The sequence below is a fragment of the Acidovorax sp. GW821-FHT11A03 genome (genome assembly GCF_058809075.1).
This window is the reverse complement of sequence record NZ_JBXASG010000003.1, coordinates 433040-452314: the sequence shown is the minus strand read 5'-3', so window position 1 is coordinate 452314 and position 19275 is coordinate 433040. Positions and strand designations below refer to the sequence as shown.

21 protein-coding genes are annotated in these 19275 nt (G+C 68.6%); 6 read left to right on the top strand and 15 right to left on the bottom strand.

Translation table 11 applies throughout. The features are described 5' to 3' along the window. Positions 1-64: 64 nt before the first annotated feature. Positions 65-697, top strand: a complete 633-nt coding sequence (locus tag AC1RVY_RS09355; RefSeq protein WP_492806358.1) for a TetR/AcrR family transcriptional regulator — start codon at positions 65-67, stop codon at positions 695-697. 9 nt (positions 698-706) lie between these two features. On the opposite strand, the gene AC1RVY_RS09350 is transcribed toward AC1RVY_RS09355, so the two are convergent. Beyond that, positions 707-934, bottom strand: coding sequence for a SlyX family protein (locus AC1RVY_RS09350; protein ID WP_369642211.1), 228 nt, complete (start codon positions 932-934; stop codon positions 707-709). 7 nt (positions 935-941) lie between these two features. Next, a complete protein-coding gene (locus AC1RVY_RS09345; protein WP_492806356.1) occupies positions 942-2132 on the bottom strand; it encodes an aminotransferase-like domain-containing protein in 1191 nt (396 codons plus the stop codon). Between the two features lie 125 nt (positions 2133-2257). Here AC1RVY_RS09345 and AC1RVY_RS09340 point away from each other — a divergent pair, with 125 nt between their 5' ends. Further along, positions 2258-2734: an AraC family transcriptional regulator gene (locus tag AC1RVY_RS09340; protein WP_218340823.1), complete on the top strand. Its 477-nt coding sequence runs from the start codon at positions 2258-2260 to the stop codon at positions 2732-2734. Between the two features lie 11 nt (positions 2735-2745). Here the strand turns inward: AC1RVY_RS09340 and AC1RVY_RS09335 are convergent, their stop codons facing one another. Beyond that, the gene (locus AC1RVY_RS09335; RefSeq protein WP_492255017.1) at positions 2746-3729 is read right to left on the bottom strand and encodes a Bug family tripartite tricarboxylate transporter substrate binding protein; all 984 of its coding nucleotides are present in this window, start codon (positions 3727-3729) and stop codon (positions 2746-2748) included. Between the two features lie 78 nt (positions 3730-3807). Further along, positions 3808-5292, bottom strand: coding sequence for an amidase (locus AC1RVY_RS09330; RefSeq protein WP_492806354.1), 1485 nt, complete (start codon positions 5290-5292; stop codon positions 3808-3810). Positions 5293-5387: 95 nt separating this feature from the next. Between AC1RVY_RS09330 and AC1RVY_RS09325 the strand changes: the two genes are divergently transcribed. Both AC1RVY_RS09325 and nth read left to right on the top strand, forming a co-directional pair. After that, positions 5388-6335 (top strand): LysR family transcriptional regulator, encoded by a 948-nt coding sequence (locus AC1RVY_RS09325; protein WP_218294178.1) that lies wholly within the window; start codon positions 5388-5390, stop codon positions 6333-6335. Next, positions 6332-6970, top strand: coding sequence for an endonuclease III (gene nth / locus AC1RVY_RS09320; protein ID WP_492806352.1), 639 nt, complete (start codon positions 6332-6334; stop codon positions 6968-6970). The genes AC1RVY_RS09325 and nth overlap by 4 nt, the downstream gene beginning before the upstream one ends. Before the next feature lie 78 nt (positions 6971-7048). Here the strand turns inward: nth and AC1RVY_RS09315 are convergent, their stop codons facing one another. From AC1RVY_RS09315 to AC1RVY_RS09285, 7 genes are all read right to left on the bottom strand, one after another. Then, positions 7049-7246: a type II toxin-antitoxin system death-on-curing family toxin gene (locus AC1RVY_RS09315; RefSeq protein WP_492806350.1), complete on the bottom strand. Its 198-nt coding sequence runs from the start codon at positions 7244-7246 to the stop codon at positions 7049-7051. 40 nt (positions 7247-7286) lie between these two features. Next, positions 7287-8033, bottom strand: a complete 747-nt coding sequence (locus AC1RVY_RS09310) for an aspartate/glutamate racemase family protein (RefSeq protein ID WP_492806349.1) — start codon at positions 8031-8033, stop codon at positions 7287-7289. 16 nt (positions 8034-8049) lie between these two features. Then, positions 8050-8811, bottom strand: a complete 762-nt coding sequence (locus tag AC1RVY_RS09305) for a GntR family transcriptional regulator (protein ID WP_218294175.1) — start codon at positions 8809-8811, stop codon at positions 8050-8052. Positions 8812-8824: 13 nt separating this feature from the next. Further along, a complete protein-coding gene (locus AC1RVY_RS09300) occupies positions 8825-9712 on the bottom strand; it encodes an ABC transporter permease (RefSeq protein ID WP_492806347.1) in 888 nt (295 codons plus the stop codon). 1 nt (position 9713) lies between these two features. Then, entirely contained in the window at positions 9714-10628 is a 915-nt protein-coding gene (locus tag AC1RVY_RS09295; protein WP_492806346.1) for an ABC transporter permease, read from the bottom strand. 176 nt (positions 10629-10804) lie between these two features. Next, the gene (locus AC1RVY_RS09290; protein ID WP_492255011.1) at positions 10805-12100 is read right to left on the bottom strand and encodes an ABC transporter substrate-binding protein; all 1296 of its coding nucleotides are present in this window, start codon (positions 12098-12100) and stop codon (positions 10805-10807) included. Positions 12101-12163: 63 nt separating this feature from the next. Next, on the bottom strand, positions 12164-13258 hold the full coding sequence (locus AC1RVY_RS09285; protein WP_492806344.1) for an ABC transporter ATP-binding protein: 1095 nt from the start codon (positions 13256-13258) through the stop codon (positions 12164-12166). Positions 13259-13519: 261 nt separating this feature from the next. Here AC1RVY_RS09285 and AC1RVY_RS09280 point away from each other — a divergent pair, with 261 nt between their 5' ends. Next, on the top strand, positions 13520-14653 hold the full coding sequence (locus tag AC1RVY_RS09280) for a GGDEF domain-containing protein (RefSeq protein WP_492806342.1): 1134 nt from the start codon (positions 13520-13522) through the stop codon (positions 14651-14653). A gap of 67 nt (positions 14654-14720) precedes the next feature. Here the strand turns inward: AC1RVY_RS09280 and cobT are convergent, their stop codons facing one another. Then, positions 14721-15785, bottom strand: coding sequence for a nicotinate-nucleotide--dimethylbenzimidazole phosphoribosyltransferase (gene cobT / locus AC1RVY_RS09275; protein WP_492806340.1), 1065 nt, complete (start codon positions 15783-15785; stop codon positions 14721-14723). On the opposite strand from cobT, the gene AC1RVY_RS09270 reads away from it, so the two are divergent. Then, on the top strand, positions 15784-16575 hold the full coding sequence (locus AC1RVY_RS09270; protein ID WP_492806338.1) for a class I SAM-dependent methyltransferase: 792 nt from the start codon (positions 15784-15786) through the stop codon (positions 16573-16575). The two genes, cobT and AC1RVY_RS09270, sit on opposite strands and share 2 nt — an antisense overlap. Before the next feature lie 28 nt (positions 16576-16603). Here the strand turns inward: AC1RVY_RS09270 and AC1RVY_RS09265 are convergent, their stop codons facing one another. Genes AC1RVY_RS09265 through AC1RVY_RS09255 form a run of 3 tightly spaced genes read right to left on the bottom strand, consistent with a single transcriptional unit; the run spans position 16604 to position 19270 of the window. Next, positions 16604-18070: a cobyric acid synthase gene (locus AC1RVY_RS09265; protein ID WP_492246089.1), complete on the bottom strand. Its 1467-nt coding sequence runs from the start codon at positions 18068-18070 to the stop codon at positions 16604-16606. 35 nt (positions 18071-18105) lie between these two features. Further along, the gene (locus AC1RVY_RS09260; RefSeq protein WP_218294169.1) at positions 18106-18498 is read right to left on the bottom strand and encodes a DUF3037 domain-containing protein; all 393 of its coding nucleotides are present in this window, start codon (positions 18496-18498) and stop codon (positions 18106-18108) included. Further along, positions 18485-19270 carry a HipA family kinase gene (locus AC1RVY_RS09255; protein WP_218294168.1) on the bottom strand — a complete coding sequence of 262 codons (786 nt, stop codon included), beginning with the start codon at positions 19268-19270 and terminating at the stop codon, positions 18485-18487. The genes AC1RVY_RS09260 and AC1RVY_RS09255 overlap by 14 nt, the downstream gene beginning before the upstream one ends. Positions 19271-19275 lie beyond the last annotated feature (5 nt).

The following is a 19275-nucleotide window of genomic DNA, read 5'->3' as shown; positions in this document are numbered from 1 at the left end:
GAAGGATGCATGGAAATCGTGGACTAGAAGTATTTTCTAGAACTTTATTCTAGAATCGCATTCCATGGCAAGCCGCAATTCCCCGCCCTCCACCTCATCCCCGGCCGAGGCCGCCACCGACCGCCGCCAGGACATCCTGAACGCCGCCCTCGCCTGCGCGGCCGAAGGCGGCGTGGATGCCGTCACCATCGACGGGGTGCGCGCCCGCTGCGGGGCCAGCGTGGGCAGCATTTATCACCACTTCGGCAACCGCGACGGCATCGTGGCGGCGCTGTTCTTCGACATCTTTCACGACCAGTCGCGCAGCGTGCAGGCGCAGCTGGATGCCGCCCAGGGCGTCGAGGCGGGCGTGTCGGCCCTGGTCACGGGCTATCTGGACTGGGTGGTGGCACAACCCGAGCGGGCACGTTTCCTGTTCCAGGCGCGCGGCGCCGTGGCCGCAGGCCCGCGCACCGCCGACCTGGCCGAGGCGGCGCGGGGCCGCAACCAGGCGCTGGTGGCCTGGTTCGAGCCGCACCGCCAATCGGGCGCGCTGCGCGACCTGCCTTGCGAACTGATGCCGTCGCTGGTCATGGGCCCGGTGCAAAGCTATTGCAGGGCGTGGCTGTCGGGCAACGCTGGCCAGGGCGGCCTGCCCTCGTCCACCACGTACCGCGCGGAGTTGGCGGATGCGGCCTGGCGGTCCGTGAAAGCCTAGATCGCTAGATCAGTAATGCGGCGGCAGCTCGTCGCGCAGGTTGCGCGGGCCGTTCGAGCCGCCCTCGGGCGCCTGCTGGCGCAGCTGGATGACCTCGTGCGTCAACCGGTCGATCAGTTGCTGCTGCTGGTAGATGGTCATGTTCAGCTGGTCCAGCAGGTCTTCGGTGAAGCTGGCCTTGATCTCCAGGCTTTCCAGGCGCTGGAGAATCTGGGCGAGATCGTTGGCGTCCGACATCGACGCTTCAGAGGGCCTGGCCCAGGCGCGCCACGCCTTCGCGGATCTTTTCCACGTCGGCCGTCGCGAACGACAGGCGCAGCGTGGCGTGGTCGGGGTTGGCGCAGAAGAACGGCGTGCCGGGCACGAAGGCCACACCCTTTTCAATCGCGCGCTGGGCCAACACATTGCCGTCGGCCACCTTGCCACCCGCGCCCGTGAGGCGCGCCCACACGAACAGGCCGCCCTGGGGCTGCACGAACTCGATGGCGCCGCCCAGCTCCTTGCGCAGCGCATCGCCCATGGCCTGGGCGCGTTCGGCATACACCTTGCGCACGTTCGCCAGCGTGCCGGGCATGCGGCCGGCCTTGAGGTACTGGGCGGCCGTGGCCTGGGCGAAGGTGCTGGTGTGCGCATCGCTGAACTGCTTGCACATGGTGGCCTTGGCCAGCAGCTCGGCCGGGGCGATCATCCAGCCCACGCGCAGGCCGGGTGACAGCACCTTGCTCAAGCTGCCGCAGTGCACCAGCAGCTCGCGGCTGCCGGGCACGCTGGCCGACAGGTTGAGCAGGCTGGGGGGCGGTGCGTCGCCGAAGTACAGGTCGCCGTAGGGGTCGTCCTCGACGATCAGGGTGCTGTGCTTCACGGCCATCTCCAGCACGGCCTTGCGGCGCTCCAGACTCAGCATGGCGCCGCTGGGGTTGCCGAAGGTGGGGATGAGGTAGACGAATTTGGGCTTGTGTTCGGCGATGAGCTTTTCCAGCTCGTCGGTCTTCACGCCGTTGCCGTCGATGGGCGCGCTGATGAGTTCGGCGCCGTACAGGCGAAAGCACTGGATGGTGGCCAGGAAGGTCGGGCCTTCCACGATCACCTTGTCGCCGGGACTGATGAGCGTCTTGCCCAGCAGGTCCAGCGCCTGCTGGCTGCCGGTGGTGACGATGAGGTTGTCGGCCGCCACGTCCTGGGCGCCCTTGCTGGCCATGAAGGCGGCCAGTTGCTCGCGCAGGGGGTTGTAGCCTTCGGTCGCGCCGTACTGCAGCGCGGCGCCGGGTTCTTCGGCCAGGGCGGCGTTGCTGGCAGCGCGGATGCCTTCCACGTCGAACATCGCGCTGTCGGGGAAGCCACCCGCGAAGCTGATGATGCCGGGCTTGCCCAGCAGCTTGAAAAGCTCACGGATGGCGGAGGTTTCTACATTGTTCAGGCGGTCGGCGAATTGCATGGCGTGGACAAAAATGGGTGGCAAAGGATTCCCGCATTGTCGCCAATTGCCGAGCAGGTTTCCTGCGGCTTAGACTGCAAGGCACAAAAGCGCCCTCCCTACCGCAACCCCATCCAGGACCACCCATGCCCCTCGACATCCGCCAGTTGCCCCCGATGCGCCTTGCCTACATGCGCCAGACCGGCCCCTACGGCCCGTCGCTCACGCAGCTGTGGGACCGCTTTGGCCAATGGTGCGCGGCCCATGGCCTCGCCGAGCCACGCCCCAGGTACTACGGCATCAGCCTGGACAACCCCGCCTGCACACCGCCCGCGCAATGCCGCTACGACGCCTGCGTGCAGGTGGGCGTCGGGTTGCGCACGGGCACCGAGGCGCTGGTACAGGACTTTCCGGGCGGCGACTACGCCTGTTTGCAGTTCGTCGGCACCGGGCCCGAGATCGGCGCGGCCTGGGCGGGAATGATGGCCCCGGGGCAGATCCCCGCAGGCTGGGAAGTGGCCGCGCGGCCCGCCGTCGAGGTCTATGACGAGCACTTCGCCGTCAACCCCGCCACGGGCGCGTTTCCCTGCTGGCTGTGCCTGGCGGTGCAGCGCACGGCCTGAAACCCTCGCCCTCAGTCGACGCGGATGTCCGCCCGCGCCGCCACGGCGCGCATCAGCGGCAGCTCGCGCTCGATGCGGGCGCGCAGCGCGTCGCCGTTGCCCCAGGCCGGGGTCATGCCGATGTCCACCAGCTTCTTCTTGAACTCGGCGGAGGCCATGGTGTCGGCCAGGGCCTTCTCCAGCTTTTTCTGCACCGGTGCGGGCAGGCCGGCGGGCGCGACGAACGCGAACCACGACCCCATGTCGAAGCCCGGGTAGCCGCTCTCGGCCACCGTGGGCACGTTGGGCAGCAGCGGCAGGCGCTGCGGGCTCAGCACGGCGATGGGCTTGATCTTGCCGGCCTTGATGAGCGGGGTGGAGGCCACCACCGTGTCCACCGCCAGCTGCACCTGCCCGCCCATCAGCGCCGTGAGGTTGGGCGAGCTGCCGTTGAAGGGCACATGCATCATCGGGAAGCCCGCGGTGGCCTTGAGCATCTCGGCGCCGAAGTGCACCGACGAGCCCGTGCCGTAGGAGCCGTACGAGAACTTGTCCGGCGCGGCCTTGGCCTGGGCCACGATGTCCTTGAGCGTGCTGCCCTGCACATCGTTGTGGGCCACCAGCAGCAGCCCCATGTCCGCCACCATGCCGATGGGCGTGAAGCTGCGCACGGGGTCGTACGGCAGGTTGGTGCGGATGGCGGGGTTCATGGTGAGCGTGGTGTTGGCGCCCAGCAGCAGGGTGTAGCCATCGGCCGGCGCCTTGGCCACCAGCGAGGCCGCGACCACCGTGCCCGCCCCGGGACGGTTCTCCACCACCACCGGCTGGCCCAGCCGCTCGCCCATCGCCGTGGCCAGCAGGCGCCCCAGGATGTCCGTGGCGCCGCCGGGTGCGAACGGAACGACCAGCTTCACAGGGCGGTCGGGATAGGTCTGCGCCAACGCCACGGCGGGCGCGGCCAGCGCGAACGCGCTGGCCAGAAGGCACGAGATGAAGCGGGAGCGCGGCAAGGGCATGGGGAAGTTCTCCGGTCAAGAAAATGCGGGAAAGGCGGCAGGGGAAGGCATATAAAACGTGGAACGGAACGGGGCCCATCAACCCAGCAAGGGGCTCGCCACACGGGCGTAGCCACTGGCCCGGTCGTATGCGTGCCCTATCTGCAGCACGGCGGCATCGGCCTGCGCCGGGCCGATGATCTGCAGCCCGGCAGGCAGTCCACCAGGCCCGAAGCCGGCGGGTGCTGCCAGTGCAGGCAGGCCGGCCATGGTGGCGGGCACCACGGCCTCCATCCAGCGGTGGTAGGTGTCCATGGTGCGGCCGCCGACCTCGTGCGGCCAGTCCAGGTCGGCATTGAACGGAAAGACCTGCGCGGCCGGCAGCACCAGAAAGTCGAACTGCTCGAACAATCCGCGCAGCACCTGGTACCAGGCACTGCGTACGCGGGCTGCGTCGTACACCTGCAGCGCCGTGAGGCGCATGCCGCGCTCGATCTCCCACACCGCCTCGGGCTTGAGCAGCGAGTGCGTGGCGGGGTTGCGGTACAGGCCTGCGTTGGCACCCGCCACGCTGAAGCTGCGCAGGTCGATCCAGGCATTCCACAGCTGCTCCATGTCGAACGCGGGCACCACGGATTCCACCGTGCAGCCCACCGTGCGGAAGTGCGCAAGTGCCTGCTCGCAGGTGGCCAGCACGCCGGGCTCGGTGGGCAGGTGCCCGCCCAGGTCGCCCAGCCAGCCGATGCGCGCGCCGTGGAAGCCACGCTCCAGCGGCTGGCCCAGCAAGGCCACGTCCTCGTGCCGGCGGGTGAGCGGCAGCCGCGCATCGAAGCCCGCCTGCACCGACAGCAGCAGCGCCAGGTCCGGGATGTTGCGCGCCATGGGGCCCGCCACGCTGAACTGCTGGAAGAACACCTCCTCCGTCGGGCCGTGCGGCACCAGGCCGAACGAGGTGCGCAGCCCGTACACGTTGTTGAACGCCGCCGGCGTGCGCAGCGATCCCATCATGTCCGAGCCGTCGGCCACCGGCAGCATGTGCAGCGCCACGGCCACCGCCGCCCCGCCGCTGCTGCCGCCCGCCGACACGGCCGGGTCGAAGGCATTGCGCGTGGTGCCATACACCGGGTTGTAGGTGTGCCCGCCCAGGCCGAACTCGGGCGAGTTGGTTCGGCCCACGAAGAGCGCGCCGCTGGCACGCATGCGCTCGAACACCACGGCGTCGGTGGCAGAGACCTGGCCCGCGAAAATGGGCGAGCCGCGTGTGGTGACCATGCCGGCGGCGGGCATGATGTCCTTGGGCGCCTGCGGAAAGCCGTGCAGCGGCCCCAGGCTCTCGCCGCGCGCCAGTTGCGCATCGCGTTCAGCAGCCAGGGTGTGCAGCGCATCGCGGTCGGCCAGGGCCACCACGGCATTGACCACCGGGTTCAGCCGGTCGATCTGGGCCAGGTAGGCATCGAGCACCTCGACGCACGACACCTCGCGGGCATGGATGGCGTGTGACAGGCCCACGGCCGTGCGGGCCACGATGCCGCCGGGCGGGGTGCTGGTCTGGGGGTGCAAGGGGGTTGCGGGCGAATGTGTCATTGGGAAGTCAGCATAAGCAGCCGCTTGCGTTTCGACAATCGACGATTTCTGAGGTTATCGTTGCGTTTTACGCAAACCACACACCCAGGCCTCCCATGCTCTCAAGCCGCCTGCAGGACACGGCCCTGCGCTACTTTCTGGAGGTGGTGCGCAGCGGCTCGGTGAGCGAAGCCGCCACGCGCCTGCATGTGTCGCCCTCGGCCGTGAGCCGGCAGGTGGCGGCGCTCGAAGACCTGCTGGGCGTGCCGCTGTTCGACCGCCGTCCGCGTGGCATGGCGCCCAGCGCGGCGGGCGAGCTGCTGGCCGCGCACGCGCGGCGCGGCGCGCTGGAGGCCGACCGCGTGGTCTCGGACATCCAGGCGCTGCAGGGGCTGCACACGGGGCGGGTGCGGCTGTGCAGTTCAGCCGGTTTTGCCATCGAATTTTTGCCACGCGTGATGGCGCAGTTCCGCACGCAGTACCCGGGTATCCAGTTCCACCTGCGCGTGGTCAGCCCGGCGGCGGTGACCACGGCCGTGCTCAACGGCGACGCGGACATCGGCCTCACCTACAGCCGCTCGGCCGAGCGGGACATCACCGTGCAGCACCGCGAGGCCTCGCCGGTCATCGCGATCATGCGGCCCGACCACGCGCTGGCGCGCTTCCCCAGTGTGACGCTGGCGCAGATGCACCCCTGCCCCATCGCCCTGCCCGAACGCGACAACACCGTGCGCCAGCTGTTCGACATCGGCTGCAGCCAGCGCGGCCTGGTGTTCGAGCCCGTGCTGGTGTGCAACCACTTCGAGACGCTGACCCACTTCGTGCTGCACGGCGGCGGGCTGTCGATATCGGGCGAAGTGACGGTGCGCGACCGCGTGCGGCGCGGCGAGCTGCATGCGGCACAGATCCGCGAGCCCGGCATGAACGCACGCGCCGCCGAACTGCAGACGCTGAGCGGCCGCACCCTGCCGGCGGCCGTGCGCATGTTCCTGGAGTTCTTGCGCACACAGCTACGGGACAATGCAGAACCCACGCATTCCTCCAGAACAAACTCTCCCCCATGAAAACCGCGCAGATCGAACCCTTCTTCGCCACCCTGAAGGCGGCCAACCCCATGCCCAACACGGAGCTGGAATACACCACCCCGTTCGAGCTGCTGGCCGCCGTGCTGCTGTCGGCCCAGGCCACCGATGTGGGCGTGAACAAGGCCACGCGCAAGCTGTTCCCGGTGGCGGGCACACCCCAGGCCATCCTGGACCTGGGGCTGGAAGGGCTGGAGGGCTACATCAAGACCATCGGCCTGTACCGCACCAAGGCCAAAAACCTGCTGGAAACCTGCCGCATCCTGGTGGAGCAGCACGGCAGCGTGGTGCCCCGCACGCGCGAAGCCCTGGAAGCCCTGCCTGGCGTGGGCCGCAAGACGGCCAATGTGGTGCTGAACGTGGCCTTCGGCCAGCCCACCATGGCGGTCGACACGCACATCTTTCGCGTGAGCAACCGCACGGGCCTGGCGCCCGGCAGGAACCCGCTGGCGGTGGAATTGCAGCTGATGAAGCGCGTGCCTGCCGCCTACGCGGTGGACTCGCACCACTGGCTCATCCTGCTGGGCCGCTATGTGTGCCAGGCGCGCAAGCCGCGCTGCTGGGAATGTGTGGTGAGCGAGTATTGCGACTACCAGCCGAAGACACTGGCGCCCTGAGCTCGGATTGCTTCTGTTTTCATAGCTACGCGCGCTTTCTTGACAAGCGCTGGAGCCTGAAAATACTTCAAATTGACATCAACGAGCGGCGGCGTGGTCCCGCAGCCAGGCGGCGAAGGCCTCTTCGGTGATGTCGCCTGCAGTTACAGCGAGCATGGTGAGCACACACGACGCATCGTCGGCGGCGAGCGCCCATCCGTTCAGCCGCAGGAAAAGCTTGGCGGCCACGAAGCCCGTGCGCTTGTTACCGTCGACAAAAGGATGGTTGATCTCCAAGTAATTACAAACGTATTACCTGACTTTCCACCTACCTGCGTCAAACCATCCCCGCCACTCCCAAGGCCGCCATTTCCCCCGACACCCCCACCCACGCCACCTCAAACCCCGCCACTTTCCGCTCCGGCGGCACGGGGTGCGCACGCAGGGCCCAGGTCGCACCGGCCACCACGCTGTCGATCACCGGCACCGCCACCTGGGGTTGCACCGCAGCGGCCATGCCGGCAAGCCCTGCCCCGCCCAGGATGACAGCCTGCACCCCCATCTGCCGCACCACGTCGCGGCAGGCCTCCACCAGCAAAGCACGGGCGGCTTCGGGGTCTGCCGCCAGCTGGGCCCCCGTGGGCGCCACCGTGTGAATACCCGCGAGCCCGTGCGAGTGCCCCAGCGCCTGCGCCAGGCGCTGCAGCATGGGGCCCCAGCGCTCGCCGCCGGTGACGATGGCATAGCGCCCATGGCGGGCGGCTTCGATGAAGGAGGCTTCGGCCAGGCCCGTCACAGGCACGGGGCAGCTTTCGCGCAGCGCCATCAGGCCCGGGTCGCCAAAGCAGCCGATCAGCACGGCATCGGGCCGGGGCCGGGGTTGCGCCAGCTCACGGGCCCAGGCGTCCAATGCGGCATGGGCTGCCACGGCATAGCTGGCCTCGCAGGCGATGTAGGGGGCGCCAAAACGTGCCGTGGCCGTGCGCACCGCCACATGCGAACCTGCGGCTGCCTGCACATGCCGCTGCAGCAAGGCGCTGACGCTGGCCGAGGTGTTGGGGTTGAGGACGAGCAGCTGGCGCATGGCAAGGTGTCGGGATTCAGGCGCCCAGCAATTGCGCCAGATCGGGCACATCGCTGGCCGGCGGGGTGAACTCCAGCTGCGTTTCGATGCGGGCCAAGTGCGTCAGCATGAGGCGCGCCGCCTCGCGCGCGTCGCGCAGGCGGATGGCATCGATCAACGCCCGGTGCTCGCGGCAGCCGCAGGCCGTGGCCTCCTCGCGTTCGCGCGCGTGGCTCGGGCTGTAGGTCATGAGGATCAGCGAGGTGCGCGAGACCAGCTCCCGCAGGATGCGCCCCAGCGTCTGGTGCCCGGCGGCCTGCGCGATGTGCAGATGAAAATCGCCCGACAGGCGAATGGCGCGGCGCATGTCGCCACTGGCCCGGGCCGACTCTTCGTCGTCGATGCAGGCGCGCAGCGCGGCAATGTCGGCATCGGTCGCGTTGGCGATGAACAGCTCCACCAGGCGCGGCTCCAGCAGGCGGCGGGCCTCGAACACCTCCAGCGCCTCTTGCGGCGTGGGCTGGGCAATGGATGCGCCCCGGTTGGGCGTGAGCGTGACAACCTGTTCATTGGCCAGCCGCACCAGCACCGGCCGCACGCGCGTGCGCGACACGCCAAAGGCCGCCGCCAGCTTGTCCTCCACCAGCTTGGTGCCCGGAGGCAGCCGGTGGTCGAGGATGGCCGACACCATGCGGTCGTACATGTCGTTGTCGCTGAGCTGGCCGGTCGCGCCGGGCTGCACGGGCGGCTCGGTGACCGCAGCGCGTGTGCGCCGGGGCTTGGGGTTGATGGTCGTCATAAGGGTGCCGTTTTTAACCCGGACGGCCCTTGCGCCTGCGCCCCAAGGCCCATACCAACGCCAGCGTGATGCCCATGACGATGAACGACACCACGGTGGTCAGCGTGCCCAGCGCGTAGATGGACGGCGTGGTCACCGTGCTGGTCAGACCCTGCAGCTCCAGCGGCAGCGTGTTCACGTCGCCGATGGCCTGCGAGGTGCGGGCGATCTCGTCCCAGCTCAGGGTGAAGCCGAACATGCCGATGCCCACGACCGAGGGCGCGATCAGCGGCAGCACGACATGGGCGAAGCCCTGCCAGGGCGTGGCGCCCAGGTCGCGCGCCGCCTCTTCGTACGCGGGGTTGAAGCGGTTGAACACCGCGAACATGATGAGCAGGCCGAACGGCAGCGTCCAGGTCAGGTGCGCGCCCAGGGCCGAGGTGAACAGGCCCAGCGACGTACCGTAGCCCTCGAGCGTGCTCTCCATGCCCAGCCATTCCAGGGCCGCCTTGATACCGTTGTCGATGAGCCGGAACTCCAGCCCGATGCCCAGCGAGACGATGATGGACGGCATGATCAGGCTGGCCACGACGATGAAGAACAGCGTGTTGCCCCCCGCCAGCCGCTTGCGGAAGGCCAGGCCGGCCAGCACCGACAGCACCACCGTGCACAGCATCACCGCCACGCCCAGGCCCAGCGAGCGCCACAGCGCCGCGCCGATGTCCACCACGCCCAGGCCTTCGGCCAGCTTGTGGAACCAGTGCAGCGACACGCCGCGCATGGGAAAGGTCAGCCCGCCTTCGGGGCCCTGGAAGCTCAGGATGAAGATGACCAGCATGGGCCCGTACATGAACAGCACGAACAGGGCAAACACGAGGGCCAGGGGCCAGAAGCTCGCGGGGCGGGAATCGCGCATGGACATGTCAGAGTTCCTTTCGGATGTCGACCAGGCGCGTCAAGCACCAGATGATCATCAGCACCACCGCGAGCAGGATCACGGCATTGGCCGCGGCCAGCGGGAACTGCAGGTACGAGGTCTGCACCTGGATGATCTTGCCAATCGATGCGATCTGCTGCCCGCCCATCACGCCGATGGTCACGAAGTCGCCCATGACGATGGTGATCACGAAGATGGAGCCGATGATGATGCCGGTGCGCGACAGCGGGATGATCACGTTCCACAGCGTCTGCCAGCCGCTGGCCCCGCTGTCGCTGGCCGCCTCGATGAGGCTGCGGTCGATGCGCATCATGCTGTTGAAGATGGGCACGATCATGAACATGGTGTACAGGTGCACGAAGGCCAGCACCACCGAGAAGTCCGAGAACAGCAGCCATTCGATGGGCTGATCGACCAGCCCGGCCCCCACCAGGGTCTGGTTCACCAGCCCGTTGCGCCCCAGCAGCGGCACCCAGGAGATCATGCGGATCACGTTCGACGTCCAGAACGGAATGGTGCACAGCACGAACAGCAGCGTCTGCATGCCCGAGGAGCGCACATGGAAGGCCAGGAAATAGGCCACGGTGAAACCGATCACCAGCGTGATCAGCCACACCAGAAAACTGAACTTGAGCGTGGACCAGTACGTCTTGAGCGTGACGCACAGGCCGTCTGACGCATCACCGCACCCCGCGAAGATCGACACGTAGTTCTTGAACGTGAAGCCCGGCAGCAACTCGTACTCGTTGAAGTCCCAGAAGCTGACCATCACGATCAGCGCGAGCGGCACCAGGAAGAACAGCACGAACACCAGCGTGAACGGCGCGGCCTGCCACCAGGCGGCAATGCCGCGCCCGGGAGTGGCAGCTGCAGGCATGGTCGGAGTGTGGGTAGTGCTCATGGTGTTTTCAAATCAAATATCCATCGCATCGGGCAACGGTCGCCGAAACTGACGCTGCCAGAGGCCAGTGCCCCCGTGCAAGGGCCGCCCCGCCGCACCGGGGGCGTCCCCCTCCCGAACCGCGCAGCGGTTCGAGAGAGGGGTGAAGGCGCGCAGCGCCTCAGGGGGTGAAACCTCTACGCCGCGACGAATTCATTCCACTTCTGCACCATGTAGTTGTTCTCGTCCATCAACGCGTTCCAGCAGGCGATGCCGCCCATGCGCGACTCATAACTGCCGCCGTCGCGCACCGCGCCGGTCTTGGCCAGCACGTCGCCATTGGGGCTCTTGATGTCCTGCGTGGCGGGCTTGCCTTCCATCCAGTAGGCCCACTCGTAGGCTTCCATCTTGGACTTGGCGGTCTCCAGCACGGCGCTGTAGTAGCCCTGGCGGTTCAGGTAGGCACCCGCCCAGCCGTCCAGGAACCAGTTGATGAATTCGTACGCGCCATCGAGCTTCCTGCCCGACAGGGTGGCCGGCAGGCCGAAGCCGGCGGCCCAGGCGCGGTAGCCTTCCTTGAGCGGCTGGAAGTTGCAGGCGATGCCCTTGGTGCGCACGGCGGTGACGGCCGGGCTCCACATCGACTGGATCACCACCTCGCCCGATGCCATCAGGTTCACCGACTCGTTGAAATCCTTCCACAGCGCGCGGAACTGGCCCTGCTTCTTGGCCTCGATCAGGGTCTTGATCGTGAGATCGATCTCCTTCTTGGTCATGTTGCCCTTGTCGGGGTACTTGTAGATGCCCATGGCCTCGACCACCATGGCGGCGTCCATGATGCCGATGGAGGGGATGTTCAGGATGGCGGTCTTGCCCTTGAACTCGGGGTTGAGCAGCTCGGCCCAGGAGTTGATGGGGCGCTTGATCAGGTCGGGGCGGATGCCCAGCGTGTCGGCGTTGTACACGGTGGGGATCAGGCTCATGAACTGCGTGGGCGCGGTCGCGAACTTCTTGGACTTCTCGCCCTCCAGGTAGATCACCTTCTTGGGCGCGGTGCCCTGGTCGCCCACGGCCTTGCCGGCCACCATGCCGTTGGTGAACAGCGTGGTGATCTTGTCGGCGTTCTTGATGCGCTTGGTGTCGATGCCCTTGAGGTTGCCGGTGGGCACGATCTTTTTCAGCGAGAAGTACTCGGTGTCGATCAGGTCGAAACTGTTGGGCGCGGTCACGGCGCGCTTGGTCACGTCGTCGGTGGTCACGGCCACGTACTGGATCTCGATGCCGGTGTCGGCCTTGAACTTCTCGGCAATGGCCTTGTCCTGGTTCACGGCCGTGCCCAGGTAGCGCAGCACGATCTTTTCCTGCGAGTGGACGGCCGGGAACACGCCGGCGGCCAGGATGCCCGCCGTGCCCTTGAGCAGCGAGCGGCGCTGCACGCCTGCAGCCTCGGTAACGACAACAGCGGGGGAATCGGCACGGGAATCATCGGACATGGGAAAACTCCTTGGGTTGCGGAAGGGGACGGGTGGAAAAAGGGAAGATGCGTGGCAGCGCCATCAGGCGGCAACGGCCACGGCTGGAGATGGCACCGCCGGTGATGCGGCAGCAGGCTTGGACAGCGGGTGCGCCTGCTCCGGCGTCCAGTGCAATTGCACCGCCTGCCCCACCTGGTAGGGCTGCGCGGCAAAAGCGGCCTCGGACACCATCACCGAGTACGCCGCCGTGGCGTTGGCCGACAGCGCCACGCCCTGCTTTTGCAGGCCCAGCAGCACGTAGGTGCCCTGGTATTCCACGTCGGTCACCACGGCCTGCATGCGCTGGGCACCCCAGGGCAGCTCGGCGATGGCGGGGGTTATCTGCAGGTGGTCGGTGCGCACGCCGACCTTGCCCTCGGGCGTGTCGATCACGTTGTGGCCGCCCATGAAGCGCGCCACGAATTCGCTGGCCGGGCGGTTGTAGACCTCGTGCGGCGAACCCACCTGCTCGATCACGCCGTGGTTCATCACCACCATGGTGTCGGCCAGGGCCATGGCCTCTTCCTGCGAGTGGGTCACGTGGATGAATGTCAGGCCCAGTTCCTTCTGCCAGCGGCGCAGCTCGGCGCGCATCTGGATGCGCAGGAAGGGGTCGAGTGCCGAAAGGGGTTCGTCCAGCAGCAAGACACGCGGCTGGGTGATGAGGGCCCGCGCCAGCGCCACCCGCTGTTGCTGCCCGCCCGAGAGTTCGGCGGGCTTGCGCTCGGCCAGGTGGCCCATGGCCACGCGCTCCAGCAGATCGCGCGCCTTGGCTTGCCGCTCGGCCTTGGCGACGCCCTTCATCTTGAGGCTGAAGGCCACGTTGTCCAGCGCCGAGAGGTGCGGGAACAGCGCGAAGCTCTGGAACATCATGGCCGTGCCGCGCGCGGCGGCGGGCAGGTCGGTGATGTTGCGGTTCTCCAGCAGGATGTCGCCGCTGGTCACCGACTCGTGCCCGGCGATCATGCGCAAGGTGGTGCTCTTGCCACATCCCGAGGGGCCCAGCAGGCAGCAGTAGCTGCCGCTGGCGATGCGCAGGTCGATGGCGTCCACGGCGGGCTTGCCGCTGGCGTAGCGCTTGGTGAGCGCGACGATTTCAATGGCAACCGGGGGCTGGGCGGGGATGGGAGCTTGCATGGCACCCATGAACGCAAGGCCCATGCCAACTTTGTACACAATTTTTCATTGAGTTTGCATACAAATTGCACCATCCTTGTGCCCGGCCTGTGCCGGCCCCCGTGCTGCGCGCACCATCCTTGCCGCTTAGGCTCCTTTTTCTGGTGCACGGAAACGTTTGCGGGGCCCATGGCACACACCTGAAACATATCCGTATGGCTATACTGAAATCGCAGCAGAAACAATTTCTTACGTAGCGCGCCCTCTTCCCATTCACGCTGGATGACGAACCTCGACCCGCGCTCCATGATCGCCATGGCGGGCTTCATGTCCGCCGTCATGGCCATCGTCCTGCTTTTCATGAGGCGCTACTACCCGCCGTCGATCCAGGGGGTGGGCGCCTGGGCGCTGGCGCCGCTGCTGTGGCTGGCGTCCACGGTGCTTTTCAGCGCGCGCGGCTTCATCCCGGACTGGCTGAGCCTGGTGCTGGCCAACCAGCTGCTGGTGCTGGGCACCGTGACCTACTACATGGGCACGCGCAGCTTCATGGGCAGGCCCTCCACCTGGCGCACTTGGTCCTGGGTCATGGCGGGCACCACCCTCGTGTTCATCTGGCTGACCTACTGGATGCCGCACTACGGCCTGCGCGTCGGGTTCTTCACGGTGGCCATGGGCATCGTCTATGCCGCGCAATTGCGCTTCATGCTGCGGCACGGCGGGCGCAACTTCCCCGTGCGGCTGGTGGAGGTCGTCCTGGCGCTGCACATGGGCGTCCTTGCCGTGCGCCTGGGCTCCATCATGGCCGGGCGCGCCGGCGCGGACCTGATGGAACCTTCGCTGTTCCAGACCCTGTACATCGGCGCCTACGTGCTGACGGTGCTCATGCTGTCCATCGGCGCGGTGCTCATGGCCACCGACCGCCTGCGCACCGAGCTGGAACATCTGGCGACGCACGACTCGCTCACCCAGACACTGAACCGGCGCGCGCTGCTGCAGCGCTGCGAGGACGAGCTGGAGCGCGCACAGCGCTACGGCAACGGCCCTTCGATCATGATGCTGGACCTGGACAACTTCAAGTCCGTGAACGACACCCATGGACACCAGCACGGAGATGCCGTGCTCGTGCATTTCACCGAACGGACGCGCCAGGTACTGCGCCGCGCGGACCGCCTGGGGCGGTATGGCGGAGAGGAATTCATGGTGCTGCTGCCAGGCACGCAGGGAGTGGCGGCCCGGAGCGTGGCGCAGCGCATCCACACTGCGCTGGCGACGGGCCACCCGCTCGACTGCGAGGTCAGCATCGGACTCACCAGCTGGGCAGGCCCCGGCGAGACGCTGGACGGCATGCTCTCGCGCGCCGATGCCGCGCTGTACCGCGCCAAGGAGCAGGGGCGCAACCAGACGGTCGAGGCCTGAGAGACAAATCGCACGCCGCCGGGCGCCAGGAGGTGGAAGGCTGCGCCGCAGGGGCGCCCCCCCTGGTTCAGGCTGTCTGGGTGGCGACCCCGGCCGACTCGAAGCTTGCCATCTCGCTGAGCACCGCGCACGCCGACTGCAGCAGCGGCCAGGCGAGCGCAGCGCCCGAGCCCTCGCCCAGGCGCAGGCCCAGGTCCAGCAGCGGCTCGGCCTGCATCTGCGCGAGCATGAGGCTGTGGCCGCGCTCGCCCGAGCGGTGGGCGAACACGCAGCGCTGCAGCACGGCCGGCTGCAGGCGGCTGGCCACCAGCACGGCGGCGCTGGTGATGAAGCCATCCACCACGATCACACGGCGCTCGGCCGCGGCCTGCAGCACCGCGCCCACCAGCGTGGCGACCTCGAAGCCGCCCAGGGCGGCCAGCGCATCCAGCGGGCCGGTGGCCCCGGCGTTCACGTCCAGCGCCTGCTGCAGCACCTCGCGCTTGCGCTCGATACCCGCCGCATCCAGCCCCGTGCCGGCGCCCGTCACCTCGGCCAGCGGCAGGCCGGCCAGCCGTGCCAGCAGCAGCGAGGCCACGGACGTGTTGCCGATGCCCATCTCGCCCAGCAACAGCGCATTGCCGGGCAGGCCGCGCACCACCTCCGCGCCGTTCGCCAGGGCCCCAGCGCACTGCGCCGCCGTCATCGCGGGCCCGACGGAAGCGTCCTGCGTGCCCAGCGCCACCTTGCGCAGCAGCAACTGCGGCTGGCCGGGCGCTGCCTCGCGCGCGGCGATGGGCTTGGCCACGCCGCAGTCCACCACCGTCAGGCCCAGGCCGTGCTGGCGCGCGAGCACGCTCACGGCGGCGCCACCGGCCAGGAAGTTCTCGACCATCTGCCAGGTCACATCGCTCGGAAACGCCGACACGCCCCTTGCGGCCAGCCCGTGGTCGCCCGCGCACACCAGCATCTGCGGCGCATGCAGTGCAGGCGTCTCGGTGCCCAGGATGAGCCCCAGGCGCAGCGCCAGGCGCTCCAGCAGCCCCAGGGAGCCGAGCGGCTTGGTCTTGTAATCGATCACGTGCTGCAGGCGGCTGGCCAACGCGGCATCATGGAGGTCATCAACGGGTGGAAGAATGAAAGGTGCGGTCATGGTGGTAGAGAACACGAAGAAAGATGCCGTGCACGCAGCGGCACAGCGGGGTTATGCGAATGAGGCCCAGACATACGCGCGCGGCCGGCCCGACTACCCGGCGGCGCTGTCGGCCTGGCTGGGGCAGACCCTGGGCCTGGGCCCCGGCCGCCAGGTGGCCGATGTGGGCGCGGGCACGGGCAAGTTCACCGCGCTGCTCGCGGCCACCGGGGCCGGTGTGGTGGGCGTGGAGCCCGTGGATGCGATGCGCGCCAGGATCGATGCCCTGCAATTGCCCACGGTGCGCGCCGTGGCGGGAACGGCCCAGGCCATTCCGCTGCCGTCCGGCGCGCTCGATGCCGTGGTCTGTGCGCAGGCCTTCCACTGGTTTGCCACGAGCGAGTCTCTGGATGAATTCCACCGCGTGCTGCGCCCCGGCGGCCGGCTTGGCCTGGTGTGGAATGTGCGCGACGAGTCGGTGGACTGGGTGGCGGAACTCACGGACATCATCACGCCCTTCGAGGGCGATGCGCCGCGCTTCTACAAGGGCGACTGGCGCCGGCCCTTCCCGCACCCCGGCTTCAGCCCACTGGCCGAGACCCGGCTGCCGCATGAACATGTGGGGCCGCCACAGCAGGTCATCATGGACCGCTTCATGTCGGTGAGCTTCATCGCCGCCCTGCCCGACAGCGAGCGGGCCCAGGTGCGCGCACGGATCGAGGCACTCATCGCCCACCACCCCGCGCTGCGCGGGCAGGGCACCGTGCGCTTCCCGTACACCACGCTCGCATACCACTGCGAACGGGTGTAAAGCACCAAGGCCCGCCACCGCGGCAGCCCTACGCGGCCACCAGCGCATCCAGCACCCCGGGCGTGAAACAGGGGCCGATGGCGTGCGCCAGGCCGTCGAACACGCTGTCGAGCGTGGGCACCGGCGCGGCGAGCCGCGCACCGAACAGCGCCTGGAGCGCCGCCCCGTCCTCGAACAGGCCGTGCAGGTACACCCCCAGCACATTGCCCGCCGCATTGCTCCAGGCCAGGCCTGGCATCACCTCGTGTGCCACATCGCCCTTGGCCGCCATGGCCGGGTGCTGCGCGGTCTGGCCGTGGTGGATTTCATAGCCCGCCACCTCCACCCCCGACAGCGCCCCCCAGGCGCCCGGCAGCACACCGCAACGCGCGCGCGTGAGCCGCACCGTCTTGTCGCGCGCGAAGGCGGTGACCAACGGCAGCAGGCCCAGGCCGGGCGCATTGCCGTCGATGCCCTCGGTGTCGATCAGCGCCTCGCCCAGCATCTGCAGGCCGCCACACACCCCCAGCACGGCCCCGCCGCGCGCGGCATGGGCCGCGATGGACTGGTCCAGCCCCTGCGCGCGCAGCCAGGCCAGGTCGGCGGCCGTCGCCTTGGAACCGGGCAGCACCACCCAGTCCGTGGGCTTCAGGCCGCCCAGGTCGGCCGGGCTGCGCGCCCACAGCAGGCGCACGCCGGGCACGTTCTTCAGGGGCTGGAACTCGTCGAGGTTGCTGATGCGCGGATAGGCCACCACGGCCACGGTGGTGTGCACGGTGCCGGCCGAGGTGCTGCGGTCGTCGAACACGCCATCCTCCTCGGGCAGGCCATGGCGCCAGTGCATCGGCACCGTCGCCACGGTGGGCACGCCGGTCAGGTCCTGCAGCATCTGCGGCGCGGGCGCCAGCAGGCGGGCATCGCCGCGGAACTTGTTGAGCACGAATCCATGGATCAGTGCGCGCTCGTCCTCGGGCAGCAGCGCCCAGGTGCCGTACAGGTGCGCAAAGGCGCCGCCCCGGTCGATGTCGGTCACCAGCAGGCAGCGGGCGCCGGCATGGCGCGCGACGCGCATGTTCACGATGTCGCTCGCGTGCAGGTTGATCTCGGCGGGCGAGCCCGCGCCTTCGATCACCACCACGTCGTTCTCGGCGCGCAGCGCATCGAGCGCGGCGGCGATCTGCGGCCACACCTTTTCGCTGCGGCCGCGCCAGGGCATGGCCGTGAGCTCCGCGCTCACCTGCCCCATCAGCACGACCTGGCTGTGCGTGTCGGCCTCGGGCTTGAGCAGCAGCGGGTTCATGCGCACCTCGGGCCCGGCGCGGGCCGCGAGGGCCTGGAAGTACTGCGCGCTGCCGATCTCGCCCAGCAACCCGCCGGGGCCGGGCACGACGCGCGCGTTGTTGCTCATGTTCTGCGCCTTGAACGGCGCGACCTTCAGGCCCAGGTTGCTGTAGTGGCGGCACAGCGCGGTGGTGAGCCAGCTCTTGCCGGCGCCGCTGGTGGTGCCCAGCACCATCACGCAGCGCGCCATGCGCGGAGAAGTGGATGCGTTCAAGGCAGGGGCCTCACCATGCGGTCCATGATGTGGTCGAGCGCCGCCGCCGCGTCGGTGCAGCGGCCGGTGTGCACGGGCGATGTCTGGATGACGGCACTGCGCCTGGCGGTGAGCCAGTGAAAGCGCGAGCGGTAGGGCAGCCGCGCAATCGGCCCGCAGCCCTCGTCCCCGGCGCAAATGGCCACGATGGCCGCCAGGTGGCGGCGCACGGTGTCGATGTCGGCCCGCGGGTCGATGGCCAGCAGGCGCGCCTCGTCGAGCGCGATGGCGGCCTGCAGGAAGCCGCTGCGCTGGCACGAGAGGATCACGCCCGCGTTGATGAACTCCTCGCGCTCCACGCGCGGCACCACACGCACGATGGCGTAGTCGTACACCTCAGCCGCGTGCATCGATGGCCCCCTTCACCCAGGCCTCGCGCCCCGCGATGCGCGCCGCGAAATGGTCCACATAGGCCTGGCGATGGCTGGCCGGGGCCGACAGCGGGCCCTCGGCATGCTCGGCGCCGGCCAAGGCCAGGAATTCATCGGGCACATCCGCCAGGATGCCCGTGAGCACCTCGCGCGTGAGCAGCGCCGCCAGTTCGCCGTCCACCTCGCCGATGGCCGTGGCGCGGTGCAGCAGCACATGGTCGGCAATCGGCGCGAAAGGCCTGGCGGGCTGCGCCACCGCGCCATTCCACGCATGGTGGAAAGTGAGCGAGGCGCCATGGTCGATGAGCCAGGGCTTGCGGTGCCACACGAGCAGGTTGGTGTTGCGCGCCGTGCGGTCCACATTGGCCACCAGGGCATCAAACCAGACCAGGCGCGAGGCGAAGTCCTCGGACACCTCGTCCACCGCGGGGTCGAAGTTGAGCGCGCCCGACAGGTAGTCGAGCCCCACGTTGAGACCGCCGCTGGCGCGCACCAGGTCCTGGATCTCGGGGTCGGGCTCGGTCTGGGCCAGGCCCGTGTCCAGCTGGGCGAGCACGATCTCGGGCACGGGCAAGCCCAGGGCCCGCGCCAGCCCCCCGGAAATGAGCTCGGCCAGGAGGGCGCGCACGCCCTGCCCCGCCCCCCGGAACTTGAGCACGTACAGCCCGAGGTCGTCGCCTTCGACCACGGCGGGCATGGATCCGCCTTCACGCAGCGGCGTGACGTAGCGGGTGACGGTGATGGTTCGCACGGGGG